At 56.8% G+C, this 12,831-nt stretch carries 16 protein-coding genes; 5 read left to right on the forward strand and 11 right to left on the reverse strand.

All coding sequences use genetic code 11. The features are described 5' to 3' along the window. Positions 1–3 precede the first annotated feature (3 nt). Entirely contained in the window at positions 4–873 is an 870-nt protein-coding gene (locus HY308_03855; GenBank protein ID MBI3897415.1) for a LysR family transcriptional regulator, read from the forward strand. Here the strand turns inward: HY308_03855 and HY308_03860 are convergent. Genes HY308_03860 through HY308_03875 form a run of 4 tightly spaced genes read right to left on the reverse strand, consistent with a single transcriptional unit; the run spans position 870 to position 3,106 of the window. Beyond that, a complete protein-coding gene (locus tag HY308_03860) occupies positions 870–1,496 on the reverse strand; it encodes a cupin domain-containing protein (protein MBI3897416.1) in 627 nt (208 codons plus the stop codon). The two genes, HY308_03855 and HY308_03860, sit on opposite strands and share 4 nt — an antisense overlap. Before the next feature lie 20 nt (positions 1,497–1,516). Next, a complete protein-coding gene (locus HY308_03865) occupies positions 1,517–1,969 on the reverse strand; it encodes an HPP family protein (protein MBI3897417.1) in 453 nt (150 codons plus the stop codon). Positions 1,970–1,972: 3 nt separating this feature from the next. Further along, on the reverse strand, positions 1,973–2,512 hold the full coding sequence (locus HY308_03870; protein MBI3897418.1) for a carboxymuconolactone decarboxylase family protein: 540 nt from the start codon (positions 2,510–2,512) through the stop codon (positions 1,973–1,975). A 3-nt stretch (positions 2,513–2,515) separates the two neighbouring features. Then, a complete protein-coding gene (locus HY308_03875) occupies positions 2,516–3,106 on the reverse strand; it encodes a TetR/AcrR family transcriptional regulator (GenBank protein MBI3897419.1) in 591 nt (196 codons plus the stop codon). Positions 3,107–3,215: 109 nt separating this feature from the next. Between HY308_03875 and HY308_03880 the strand changes: the two genes are divergently transcribed. Next, complete coding sequence (locus HY308_03880) at positions 3,216–3,866, forward strand: hypothetical protein (protein ID MBI3897420.1); 651 nt, start codon at positions 3,216–3,218, stop codon at positions 3,864–3,866. A gap of 66 nt (positions 3,867–3,932) precedes the next feature. Here the strand turns inward: HY308_03880 and HY308_03885 are convergent, their stop codons facing one another. After that, a complete protein-coding gene (locus HY308_03885; GenBank protein MBI3897421.1) occupies positions 3,933–5,186 on the reverse strand; it encodes a pyridoxal phosphate-dependent aminotransferase in 1,254 nt (417 codons plus the stop codon). Between the two features lie 263 nt (positions 5,187–5,449). Between HY308_03885 and HY308_03890 the strand changes: the two genes are divergently transcribed. Continuing rightward, entirely contained in the window at positions 5,450–5,869 is a 420-nt protein-coding gene (locus HY308_03890; protein MBI3897422.1) for a hypothetical protein, read from the forward strand. A gap of 11 nt (positions 5,870–5,880) precedes the next feature. Here HY308_03890 and HY308_03895 read toward each other — a convergent pair whose 3' ends face one another. The 3 genes from HY308_03895 to HY308_03905 are packed head-to-tail and all read right to left on the reverse strand — an operon-like array spanning position 5,881 to position 8,360. Continuing rightward, positions 5,881–6,282, reverse strand: coding sequence for an RNA-binding protein (locus tag HY308_03895; GenBank protein MBI3897423.1), 402 nt, complete (start codon positions 6,280–6,282; stop codon positions 5,881–5,883). 39 nt (positions 6,283–6,321) lie between these two features. Further along, the gene (locus tag HY308_03900; protein ID MBI3897424.1) at positions 6,322–7,398 is read right to left on the reverse strand and encodes a DUF2157 domain-containing protein; all 1,077 of its coding nucleotides are present in this window, start codon (positions 7,396–7,398) and stop codon (positions 6,322–6,324) included. Between the two features lie 44 nt (positions 7,399–7,442). Beyond that, positions 7,443–8,360 (reverse strand): LysR family transcriptional regulator, encoded by a 918-nt coding sequence (locus tag HY308_03905; protein MBI3897425.1) that lies wholly within the window; start codon positions 8,358–8,360, stop codon positions 7,443–7,445. Positions 8,361–8,473: 113 nt separating this feature from the next. Here HY308_03905 and HY308_03910 point away from each other — a divergent pair, with 113 nt between their 5' ends. After that, a complete protein-coding gene (locus tag HY308_03910) occupies positions 8,474–9,595 on the forward strand; it encodes a DMT family transporter (GenBank protein MBI3897426.1) in 1,122 nt (373 codons plus the stop codon). Positions 9,596–9,677: 82 nt separating this feature from the next. On the opposite strand, the gene HY308_03915 is transcribed toward HY308_03910, so the two are convergent. The 3 genes from HY308_03915 to HY308_03925 all read right to left on the reverse strand — a co-directional run bounded on the left by HY308_03915 (position 9,678) and on the right by HY308_03925 (position 11,091). Continuing rightward, positions 9,678–9,998: a helix-turn-helix transcriptional regulator gene (locus HY308_03915; GenBank protein ID MBI3897427.1), complete on the reverse strand. Its 321-nt coding sequence runs from the start codon at positions 9,996–9,998 to the stop codon at positions 9,678–9,680. A 150-nt stretch (positions 9,999–10,148) separates the two neighbouring features. Next, positions 10,149–10,607 carry an SMI1/KNR4 family protein gene (locus HY308_03920; protein ID MBI3897428.1) on the reverse strand — a complete coding sequence of 153 codons (459 nt, stop codon included), beginning with the start codon at positions 10,605–10,607 and terminating at the stop codon, positions 10,149–10,151. Further along, entirely contained in the window at positions 10,600–11,091 is a 492-nt protein-coding gene (locus tag HY308_03925) for an HNH endonuclease (GenBank protein MBI3897429.1), read from the reverse strand. The genes HY308_03920 and HY308_03925 overlap by 8 nt, the downstream gene beginning before the upstream one ends. An 883-nt stretch (positions 11,092–11,974) precedes the next feature. Between HY308_03925 and HY308_03930 the strand changes: the two genes are divergently transcribed. After that, positions 11,975–12,829, forward strand: coding sequence for a hypothetical protein (locus tag HY308_03930; GenBank protein ID MBI3897430.1), 855 nt, complete (start codon positions 11,975–11,977; stop codon positions 12,827–12,829). The last annotated feature ends 2 nt before the right edge of the window (positions 12,830–12,831 follow it).

Genomic DNA, 12,831 nt, shown 5'->3' on the forward strand with positions numbered 1-12,831 from the left:
ATCATGAAGATTCAACATCTGCGGTTTCTTACCGCCGTGGTCGATTACGGTGGCGTGAACAAGGCGGCAACGCGGTTGCATCTGTCGCAACCGGCGATATCGGCCGGCCTAAAAGCGCTGGAAAGCGAGCTCGGCCGATCACTGTTTGATCGGTCGACGCCGGCAAATCGGCCGCTGCGTCTGACGCCGGCCGGTCGGCGGTTTTACCGAAGCGCGCTCGACATCCTCAAGCAATGCGATGCCGCGCGCGCGGACATTGTCGGCCTACCCGACGAGCCGCGGCGGCTGCGCTTCGGCGTTATCGATACATTGGCACAAAGCACGATCGTCAGCCTGCTTCGCCGCTTCGGTAAGCAACAACCGGACATCGTGTTAGAACTGTGGGAAGGTTCCGCCGAGCGTGTCGCCGGCTGGCTGGCGCAGCGCCGGGTCGACATCGCTTGCACCAACGTTAACGACCTAACGCCAAATACTCAGGTGCTATGGCGCGAGCCGCTGGTCGCGGTCGTGGCACCACGCCACCCATTTGCCAAAGTACGCGGTCGTGTCATTGCGATTCGCGATTTCGATCGCCAATCGTTCGTGCATCGCTCACGTTGTGAGCTGGATCTTGTTGGCCGCGCGCAATTGCGGGCGGCGGGCGTGACGTTACGAGTTAGCGTGCGTGCCGAACGCGAACAGCTGGCATTCCAACTGATCCGCAGCGGCAAACACTTCACCCTCGCCCCGAAGAGTTTAGTGCCCGACGATTTAGTGGCGGTCACGGTGTCAGACCTGACGGTCGCGCGAACTATCGGCATTCAGTGGCACGAAAAGTTGGATCCAACGCTGGTCGCGGTTGTAAGCGACACGCTGACGGCGGACTGTACTTAAGAGCGCAAGTGACCGTTGCGCAGCAGAATTATCGTATCCGTTTCCGCAAAAGGCGCATGACCGGCTTCGCGGTGCAATCGTTGCCAGGTACCGGCGGGATAGCGACCGCGCTCATCCTGCAACTCACCGGCGATCACGAAAATTTCCTCGCCGAACGGATGCTGATGGAAACGTGTCCGTGTGCCCGGACGCCATGACACCAGCATCAAGCGGTGCGGCACGCTAAAAAGCGTTGCTACCTGCATGCCCGGCGCACCGCCCTCGCGCCACCTTAGCTGACGGGGCAACATAACCGCCGAATCGGCGTGCGTACGATCGTTATACCTAAACACCCGCGCGCCAGCGGCGCCGGCAATTAGCGTTGTGCCGACACGGCGGTTAATGAAACTCCCGACGGGATAAACGAGATCATCGCCCTCGGCCAGCTCGCCCTCAAGCAAGTAAAGATCCGTACGCATATTCGGCGCCAGCGACAAGGCGCCATACGCCGGCACATCGACGACGCCTGCCCAGTGTTCATCGTCGGCCGCCGTGAAGCCAATAATTTTTCCGATCTGATTTATCGGCCGTGGCAAATCGATCGAATTTATTTCGATCATGTACTCAGCTTGCGCATTAGCCATAACTCGATCTGCTCACAGAGTTAGTTCGTTCGGCCGACAGGCGACGATACGCGGGCATACATAGCGAAAGCGACGGCGAGTATCAGCGCCCAACGCGAGTACGTGGCAACGGGTTGCGCGCCGAGCGTGAGGATGACCGCATGCGCCACCGCCGGTGCATGTACGGCGCGGCACACCGCCATCAACATAATGGACAACCACACCACCCCGAACACGGCGACAAAAGCGGGAAGCGGTAATGCCGCGAAGCCGGCACCGAGAACGATACAGATGACGTGCGCCAGCAATAGGGTCCGCGGCTGCGAAAACGGCGCTTGCGGCATCAAGGCGAGCAGCACGCAGGTAGCGCTGAACGGCGCGGCCATGGCGCTGATGCCGGCGCCGTAAACCACGGTCATCAGCGCCGCCGTCAACATTCCACCGCGAACAAACGGGCCGGTCGCGCTTGCCGGTATCGAAGAGGTAGCGCTCATCGGCTACCTCGCGATCTCGGCCGCCGGAAAATCCAAGGCCGGTTTGGCGACGTGATTGAAGTAGTTCGAGAATACGTTCAAGGCGACATGTGCCACCATTTCGCCGATTTCTTCATCGGACCAGCCATGTGATTTCACGTTGGCATAGTCGTCGTCGCTGACGAGGCCGCGGCGTTCGAGCAAGGCGTCGACAAATTGCAGCGCCGCCGCGCTCTTCGGATCTTCCGATCGACTCTGTTGGGTAGCGGCGAGCTCACTTGCCGACAATCCGATCTTCGAACCACGGAAGGTGTGTGCCGACACGCAGTAGCCGCAATCGTTGATCGCCGCCGTCAGCAGTGCGATGCGTTCGCGCATTTGCACGCTCAACACGCCTTTACCCAAGGCACCGCGAAACGCGAGATAACCGTCCAGCGTCGCCGGCGACTGTGCCATCGAGCCGTACAGGTTCGGGATGCGTCCGAGCTGAGCCTTGGTGCTGTCGAGTAATTCTTTGGCGCGGCCGCTGGCAGCAGCGGGGTCGATCGAAGCAATACGTGTCATGATTTATCTCGCAGAATGTTGATAGGTTGAAAGCAAGGCGGCGGCGATTTTTTTTGCCGCTTTGGCCGAACCGGGTTTCCGTTCGCGCACCGCCGTCACAATGGCGCCGTCCATGAGCAGCAGAAAGGCACTGGCAAGCTCCTCGGCCCTTTCGAAGCCGGCGTCCGTCAACAGTGTATGCACCATCCGTTGCACCTTTTGCTTGTGCTCGGCCGCGGCCTGATGCGCGCTATGCTCGCCGTCGGCCAGCTCGACCATCGTGTTGATGAAGGCGCAGCCGCGAAAATCTTTTTTCGAAAACCGTTCCTCCAGCGCATCGAAGACTGCCAGCGGCCGGTCCTTGGCATCCGGCGCGAGCCGCTGCACGGTCTCCTCGAACCAGGCGCGCCACATTTCGTCGCGGCGCTTCAGGAACTCCAAAACGAGTAGGTCCTTCGATTTAAAGTGTTTGTAGAAGGTCATCTTGGCGACGGCGGACTCGGCGATGAGCGTGTCGACGCCGACGGCGCGGATGCCGTTCTGATAGAACAATCGAGTCGCGACCTCGAGAATTCGGTCGCGCGCGGCACTGGTTACAGGTGGGTTCGTTGTCATATTTGAAAGTATACAGACCGTTCTGTATAGTGTCAAGTGCGCACGGGAAACAAGGGCCATTCCCTACCCGTCGCACCTTTAACCAACCTGTTTTGGGAGAACCGCAGTGATACGTAAACAACGACTAACGATGGCGTCTTCAATCCTTGCCGTACTAATAAGTAGCGCGCTACCCGTAACCGCCCACAGCGCCAGCACCCCCACCCCGCCGCCGCCGACGGCCAAAACCGCGCAAACCGCCTCGGCGTTACGTGACCTATGGATTGGTCACGGATTCTGGGTGCGCGAGCTGGCGGCAGCGACGCTTGCCGGCAATGCGGCAGCAGCGACCAACGCCGAGAATCAAGCGATCGCCAACGCCAAACAAATCGCCGCCGCTATCGAGCCGTTCTACGGCAAAGCGGCGTCGGAAAAATTATTCCAACTGTTGGCCGGGCACTACGGTGCGATCAAGCAGTATCTCGATGCGGTCGCCAAAGGAGATTCCAGCAAACAAGACGCAGGCCAAAAGGCGATGCTCACCAACGGCGGCGAGCTCGCGGTCTTTTTGAGCAACGCCAATCCGAATCTACCGGTCGACACGGTGCGCGCCATGCTGATCGCGCATGGCGGTCACCACGTTCAGCAAATTCAACAACTGAAATCCAAAGACTACGCTGGGGAAGCGCAGACGTGGGAGGCGATGAAGAGCCATATGTACGCCATTGCCGATGCGTTGGCTGGAGCGCTGGCGAAACAGTTTCCGGAAAAATTTAGTTAACGACTAACGTTAATCGAAGCGGTCTCCACCCGTTCGTACGCCAACGAATGGGTGGAATACCGTTTGTTACGCTGTATGACGCTTGCGGTACCGATCTAAGAATTGCGCAATCCGCCCGATCGCTTCCGTCAACGCGTCGGTGTTCGGCAGGAACACCACACGAAAATGATCCGGCTGCTTCCAATTGAAACCCGTGCCCTGCACCACCAGCACCTTTTGCTCTTCGAGCAATTCGAGAATGAATTGCTGATCGTTTTTGATGGGGTACATCTTCGGGTCCAACCGCGGAAACAGATATAGCGCCGCTTTCGGTTTGGCGCAGCTGACACCGGGGATTTGCGTGATCAGCTCGTGCGCAAGATCGCGTTGCTTGCCGAGCCGTCCGGTCGGCAAAACAAGATCGTCGATACTTTGATAACCGCCGAGCGCGGTTTGGATCGCATACTGCGCCGGTACATTGGCGCAAAGCCGCATCGACGCCAGGATATTCAAACCTTCGATGTAGTCCTGCGCGTGCGCCCGCTCGCCGGAGACCACCAACCAGCCGGCGCGGTAGCCGCAGGCGCGATAATTCTTCGACAAGCCGTTGAAGGTAATAGTAAGGACGTCGTCGGCAAGCGCGGCGATCGAGGTGTGCGTGCTGCCGTCGTAAAGCACTTTGTCGTAGATCTCGTCGGCGAATACGATCAAGCGGTGCTCGCGCGCAACCTCGAGGATCGCCAACAAGGTCTCGTCCGGATACAACGCGCCGGTCGGATTGTTCGGATTGATGACGACGATGGCACGCGTATTCGGCGTAATCTTGGCGCGGATGTCGGCGATGTCAGGCAACCAATCCGACGCCTCGTCGCATAAATAGTGGCGCGCCGTTCCGCCGGACAAGCTGACGGCGGCGGTCCACAGCGGATAATCCGGCGCCGGCACCAACACTTCGTCGCCGTTGTTCAGCAGCGCCTGCATGCTCATGACGATCAGCTCGGAAACGCCGTTGCCGATGTAAATGTCGTCGATAGTCACGCCGCGAATGTGCTTCTGCTGCGTGTAGTGCATGATCGCCTTGCGCGCCGCGAACAGGCCCTTCGAGTCGCAATAGCCGGAGGCGCTACCCAAGTTGCGAATGACGTCCTGCACGATCTCTTCCGGCGCCTCGAAACCGAACGGCGCCGGATTGCCGATGTTCAACTTGATGACCTGGTGGCCTTCCTCTTCGATCTGCTTCGCGCGCGCGAGCACCGGCCCGCGGATGTCATAACAAACGTTGGCGAGCTTGGTCGATTTTAGAATCGGCCGCGCGCCGCTGGGTTTTGCTGCTGTACTCATACTATGTCGTCCTTAGGAAACAAGGAGGAAATCGTCACGGCCTTGTGATCAGCTCCCTCGTTTTTTGATCGGCACACACAGGTGTGTGGCAACAATATTAGGCGATTTTCGCAGAAGCCGGTGCCAAAAAGCTAAACGAATCGGTATTGTTCCCGTCTCAGCGATCAGGGAGACCGTCAAGAACGGGCGCCGGCCGGGATTGTGGCGTTATTATGCCCAGATCCGATTGCGCCAATGTTTTGACGGCTAACGAATAAAAACCAATGTCGACCCTTCTCGTTATTATCGCTAGCGCTCTGCTTTTCTGCGGCTGGCTGTATTTTCCTTATAAGCATTTTGCCGATGGCGGTACTGGCGCTCGCTTCTGGTCGCCCAACAAACTTGTCGCCATCGCCGTACTGCTGTCGATGGGCGTCGTTATGTTACTGGTCGACTGGGAAAATCCGCTCACTGTCTGGCTATCGCACGGCCGGATGGCACGGCGATCTTTCTCCGCAGTGTGGGCGGTCTACGGCTTACCGCTTTGGTCGGTCGCCGTTATCTTATTTCCGCAGGTCGCGCGAGATCTGGCGAAACCCAATGCTGTTCTTTTACCAACATCATCTTGGCCTTACGCGCTATTCGGTTGGGTAATGCTGAGTTTTTCTTGCGCGGTTCTGCTGGTGCTCGTGAACCACCGATAAAGGTCCTTGCGCTATCGGTCATCGCCTTTCTTCCACTGAATCAGCTGCCGCCGTTCTCGTTTCGTTGGTCGCCCTTCGCCGTGGGAAAAATAGATTTTTTCGCGGGCCAACTGCGTCGCCAATGCGGCCCGTGCCGCTTTGCTCTGGTCGCTTTCTGCGTAAAGCAAAGCGGCTGCCGACGCCGGCCCGCGCCGGTTGGACAGGCCGCGCACTCGTACCACGTGCTCATACGGACCGATATGGATGCGCAACTCGTCGTTCAGCCGAATTGCTTTGGCGGCTTTCGTTCGCTCGCCGTTCACTTTGACCTTACCGCCCGCGACTGCTTCAGCGGCAAGCGCGCGAGTTTTGAAAAATCGCGCGGCCCACAGCCACTTGTCGATACGAATCTCGCTGTCTTTGGTTTGCGTCACATCCTGCCCTACGATTTTCAGAGGGCTGCTTTGGCGCTGTTAACCGGTCCGCGCTTCCAGCAACTCGCGCACATCTTGCGGCAACAATGCGCGTAGTTTTGTCGTAATAACCGACTCGCGCTTGCTCCACCAAACACCAACGCCGATCAGGGCAAATCCCAAGAGCGACAGCACAGCGACGAATGCAAAACTATCTTTGAATATCTGCCACGACAAGTCGCCGAGCACTAGTGCGATGCCGATGCCGCCGAACACGGCAAAAACCCGTCGACCTAAAATCGCGCCGACGAAGATCAACGAAAAATTAATCGCCAGATAAATCAACTTACCCGATAGCTCGCCCGATCCCATCGACGACAGCACGCCCCAAAATGTCATCACGCCGAACAGATATAACCAAAACGGATAGTCCTTGCTGTGCCGCGAACGCAAGTCGACAAAGAATGCCAACAACAACATCAACAATCCGAACACCAGCGTGATCTGCTTGCGCAACTCCCAGCCAGCATCGCTGAATATCCCACCGGTATCGCCGTCTAGCTGTATGAGCAATGCCGGTACCACATCCATCCCCATATACCACAACGTCACCGCGATCGGCATGACCAGGAACGGATAGCGAAAGCGCCACAGCATTACCGCACCCACCGCCAGCGTGGCTAGTTCCATCAGTAACCAGCGCCAATCGATCCACGCATGATAGTCGCGATAGTGCATGGCATTCGCGCCGTCGGCCCACACACCAAGCACATGCTGTAGCGCGAAGATCGCTAACGGTACCAACGCAATGGCTAGCGTTGCAAAAATTGCCGTGGGCACGCCTAACTCATGTTTCTCGAACCAGGCGGCCACACCGATCGCGCAAATTATGTACAACACCGACAAACCGAATAACGCCGCCATGCCAAGCGATTCCACTGCCAGCGTCGTAAACAAAGTCGCTGCGCCAATGGCCAACATGCCACCCAGGTAATAGAGCACATGCGTGCCGCTGAATTTTGCCGTACCGGACTTGCTGTCTTGCTGAAGTAAAAACGCCAGCAAAGGGTCAATTTGGTTGGATTGCAAGATGCCGGCATTGGCGGCTGCTTCCAGATCGTTTCGCTTGATGGTCATGGCGGTCCTCTTGTCGTTATCAGAAAGACACAAAACTGCGACAGCTATATTGACTTCCCGCGGCTCCACTTCTCAATCAGATAGTCGATGAACACCCGCATCTTCGGTGGAACGTGCCGGTTCGGCAACCAAACAGCATACGCGGCGCTGAGCGGGCTGAGCGGCTGCCACTTCGGTAACAACGCTACGAGCCGCTTCGAGCGCAACTCACGTTCGACAATAAAGGTCGGTAAGAGTCCCACCCCCATGCCGGCCAGCAATGCATCGCGAATCACCTCGCCCTGGTTCACAACGAGGTTGGTCGTTACCCGAACCGTCTCCCGTCCTTTTGCGCCGTCGAAAATCCATTTATCAGAAAAGTTGTTCTGACCGTAATAAAGACAGTTAAGACGCGCCAAATCGCTGGGAACACGCGGCAGCGAATGCTTGCGCAAATAAGCCGGAGCTGCACATATGACGTAATCAATCGGCAACAACTTTCGTGCAACCACGCCGTCGGGCAGCGTGCGTGCCAGCCGGATCGCCAGATCGTAACCTTCGTCCGCTAGGTCGGCCACCCGATCGAGCATGGCCAGTTGAATCTGGATGTCGGGAAAGCGCGCCAGAAATTCCGGAATCAGCGGTGCCACGCATATTTTTCCGAACGTCACCGACGTCGTCACCCGCAGCGCTCCGCGCGGCGTTTGCGCCAGCCGCGACACGGTGGCGCGCGCTTCTTGCGCGAGCTCGACCGTCTGCGCCGCACGCTCGTAAAATTCACGGCCTGCTTCGGTGAGCGACAGCGCACGCGTGGTCCGATTGAGCAGCTTGGCACCGAGCAAGCGCTCGAGCTGGGCGATATGTTTACTGATCGACGATTTCGTCAATCCCAGATGGTGACCGGCGGCGGAAAAACCCTTCAACTCCACCACCTTCACGAACACCGCCATTCCTGCCAGTTGTTCGAGAAATGCTTTATCCATAGGCTCCGGCAATAGTTTCCTATTAGAAACTATTAGTTTATCAGGCGCTGGATTGTTTCCTATAAAAGATCGCCGAAAATGGAGCTTGGCAACAAGCTATTGCGACAACAATCATGAAAACAAATGGCCGAGGCTACGGTATCGCGCTGCTCCTAATTGCGACGATGGCTTGGGGCGCGTTGTTTCCCATCGCCAAAAACGCGCTAGCGATAATGGACGGTTTCTATCTGACGGCGTTCCGCTATGGACTGGCATCGGTCATTTTTGCCGCCATCCTTTGGTTAACCGAAGGTCGAAAGGCATTTCGCCTGGAAGGTCGCGCGCTGTCGTTGTTCATCTTCGGCTCGCTCGGATTCGCCGGCTTTAGTATTTTGGTATTCGTTGGATTATCGCGCTCCACATCAGAACACGGCGCCATCATCGTGGCGCTGATGCCGTTGATAACGGCAGTGCTCTCTTGGGTTACTAAAGGCATCAAGCTCAAGCGCGCTACGCTGGTGTGCATCGCCGGTGCGCTAACCGGCGTGCTGCTGGTGGTGACAAAAGGAAACTGGGCCGCACTGCAGGGCGGCGCCCTGCTACCCGATCTCATGATCTTTCTCGGCGCTGTTTGCTGGCTGTTTTACACCATGGGCGCCGGCCAGTTTTCCGGTTGGTCACCGCTGCGCTACACCACCATCAGCTGTCTGCTCGGTGCCGTGACCATTTTGTTAGTGACGGCGGTGGCGACGACAAGCAACGTGATTCATGCGCCGACCGTCAGCGAGGTGCTTTCCGTCAAATGGCAGATCGCCTATCTCGTGCTGATCGGCGGCGTAATGGCGGTATTGAGCTGGAATACGGCAATCAAACTCGTTGGTGCGGTCAATGGCGTGCTGTTCATTAATATGGTGCCGGTGACAGCGTTCGCCATTGGTATTTTCCAAGGCCGAAGCTTCAGCACGATAGAATTGGATGGCGCCGCCATCACTATCCTGGCGTTGATTGCCAATAATTTGAGTCATCGCGAATTCTTTCGTCGAAGGGCAGATATGAGTGGACCTAACATGCAGGTGATTTTTGCCGCACTGCAAATCAGCCTTCGTGCTCGCAATGAACTGACGGCGATGTTGCAGCGTGCCCAGATGGAGAAGCGGGACATTACCGATCAAGAGGTCGAGGATCTCAGGATCGGCAATGATATCTTGAGCGAAGATCTCATCAGCCGGTTGCGGTCCACGCCGCCAGCTGGGTGAAAAGTCCATTTTGATGAACTGCAACATGCACAGAACGCGTTCTTCAAATTTCCATTCCACCAACATGTGCAAATCGATGCAGCTATCGCCACTTACGCTTTTTCTTGGCCTCGCGCTTCGACGATGCGGACACCGAACGCCCCTCCGCAACCCCATCACCGCCAAGTAATTCGGCCGCTGTAACCCCGAAGGCATGGGCGCAACGCTCGATGTTGTCCAAACTGATGTTGCAACTAGCGCGTTCCACTAAGCTGATGTAGGTGCGATGCAGTCCGCTGACCTCCGCCATCTGTTCCTGTGACCAACCTCGTGCACCGCGCAGTATTCGAAGGCGACTCGCCAGCAGATGCCGTAGGGTTTGTTCTTTATCTTTGCCATCGGTGGGTTGGGCGTTATTACCGATGAACCTTTCCACGGCGGAAGTCGTTGTTAACCATTGTTGGCAGGCAGCGAGTTCTAGAGCCTGTTGTTGAGCAAGAGTGTTGCTCCCATTACTCCGCACCAACGGCAAGCGCCAGACCGCAAATTTGCAGTCTGGCGCCACGTGTTTCGGTTAGACCGTGTATTTTTTTAGGAACTCGTCGAAGTTGTAGGCGAGGCGGCGCTTGTGATCAGGATCAGTCGTCATGTAGCCGCGAAACAGCATCACCACGGGCGGGTCTTTTTCTCTTACGCTGTAGTCGAGGCATAGAAACACGCTGCCCGCGCTGTCTGCAAATGGGACAAGGTTTTCGTAGCCTTGTTCAGCTAGATTTGGCGTCTGCCATGCTGTTGTGTAAACCTCGCTCTGTCCCGTATGAGCATGATACAAGCACTCAAGAGCCATCTCTTTCCCGTTCGGATACCTCACTGATAAATTTACTGGCGTCTCTCCGCCATGCTCCATCATTAACTTTTTTAAGCTCTCCGGTAAGACGCGACCTAATTCACCTTCCACGGCTTTGACGTCGCTTTCTGATGCCCGCGCGAGGTCTTTGTTAAGATACTTTTCCCAAATAATTGAGTTAGACATTTCGGCCGCCTCCCCAGATTTCCATGCCGCCAATGTGATTGTACCGTGCGTGCAGGTCTTTGTTTACCAACTGCACCTTGCCCGTCCGTTGATGATGGTGCCACGTCAGATCTGGCGGGGAAGATCTTTTTGACGGATCACTCATAAAAAATTCCACCTGTTCGTCATTTAAATCGAGTGTTTTCTTTAACGTGGAATCCTGTTTCAACAATTGTCCAAGTCGCCCGTTGGTTGCCGCAAAGTGAGCTTTCTCGTCGCCACTGTTAATGTGTGAATCATCTAAATAAGTTTCATATATGGTGAACTCAGGAAATCCATCCTGATCTTTCTGGAGGAAGTAAGTTTTTCCCTTGAACTCTCTAGTAGCTATACCGTCCCGTTCCGTTTCATACATCGGTATTGCTTTCGGTTTACCCGTTGTCCCCACCAACGGCTGCGCCACGCCGTTGACGACGGTGGGGTTACGTTTCGGATCGGCATCCATATGAGCAGTCGCCGGATCCTTATATACGTTGCTCTTTGTGCCATCGACCACAGGCGCTGTTTTCTTCTCCGTACCCGCGCCCGTCGCCACTTGGCTATTCACGTTGACGCCATGCGCACTCGCCGCCAGGGCGGTCCACCCGAACCCCAGCGGATGGGCAATGGTGGCGAGGAGTGCCGTGGTGTCTTTCGCGGCAATCGCATCGGCGGCTTTGCGCATCCAGTCGCCGCCGTCGCCGAGGTATTTATCGACCGCACTGAGATACGGTTGATAGCCCGCCGCGCTGAGCCGCTGCGTGCTTTCATGGGGCGTACTACGCGCTTGATCGAGCGCGCTCGCGGTGGTGCGAAAGTTCGACGCACCGACATTCGCTGCGGTTTGCGCACGCACGTTAGGGGTTGATTCGGCGAGCGTCGCGGCGTTCGTCGCGAAACGGGCGAGGGGTGCCGACCCCAGGGCGTGCTGGCTGTAGCTTTTCATGTCGGCAAGCACATCGGCGGAGGCGATAGCGGCGGCTGTGCTAGCGCCGGCACTGCCGCCGCCGCTGTTTTCCCCAGCGGTTACATCGCTGGAACCTTCGGCAACCATCGCGCCACACGCGCACAGATGGTCGACGGTGATATAGCCGCCCAGGGTATGCGAGACGGTGCCAAGGCAATCGGCAAACGGGATGATGCCGTGACCGCAGGCGGACAGGCTGGTGAGGATTGTCTGCATCGCCTTTCCTCCCTGGTGTCCTTGGCTGATTTTTAGTAACGCGAACGCGATTCTATCTGCGCCGCCGACGGATTGAAAAGGCACTTTCGTCCATAGGAGCCACTAGCAAAACGGGAGCGTGACCAGGCAGAATAGCCGGTCACAATAACGACAAAGGGAGTTTGCGATGTCTACCAGTGCGCCGGCCGCCGTCCAAGAAGAAAAATCCGAGAAGGTTAGGCTTTTCCGTATCACCGATATTCCGGACGTGATGGAGAAGCGCTTGGGGTGGACGGTCGGCGCGAAGCTCATGCGCCGGTGGTTTGCAAATCCATCTTTCGCGATGTCGCGAGATGTGAAGAAAAATGACGTCGATGCGCGCAGCCTTTCGGCATTCCAGATTGACGAACGTATCGTCACCATGGAGTGGGCGCTGCGCTTTTCGCGGGTGAGCGGTGCCTACCTGCAGCTCCTAAATGGTTGGAGAACGCCGGCCGGGCTCGCGTTACTGAGAGACCGTATCGATAGATCCCCTAAAGGAAAGATAGGCTGGCGCTTTGGTGACCTTTCTCAACCTGGTAAGGCGCTAGATCAAACCTGCCAAGTTAATTTTATGGAGCTAGGGAATCTATCCGATCCGCTCGACGACTTCTTCGGCGGGATCGCCCGTGCCAGCCTGAAGATTGCCGTGAGCGGAGTAGTAACACCGCTAAAGCTCGGCCGCTACAGCATCGCCGTCGACGAGGTCGGTTTATATCTGCGCGATACCTACGACTTCAATGACGATAGCTACGACCTTATTTCCCAGCCGCTAGGCTATTGGGGATTCCAAGGCGTTCAACGTGGCGTGAAGCTGCGCTGGGACATTGAGATCGATGAAGTATACGCGAACAAGGACGATGTCCCTGCTGATCGGGTTTATGCCGTGCAGAACGAGGATTTCCGCCACTATCGGAATAAGTACGGCAAGGGCGGTGACTTCGTGATCTACTCCGATGTTCGCCGCGTGCGTTTGCCGGTGCCGATCGTGCTTGGGGTCTAGCC

Source organism: Gammaproteobacteria bacterium (genome assembly GCA_016199745.1).
Classification (GTDB): domain Bacteria; phylum Pseudomonadota; class Gammaproteobacteria; order Acidiferrobacterales; family Sulfurifustaceae; genus JACQFZ01.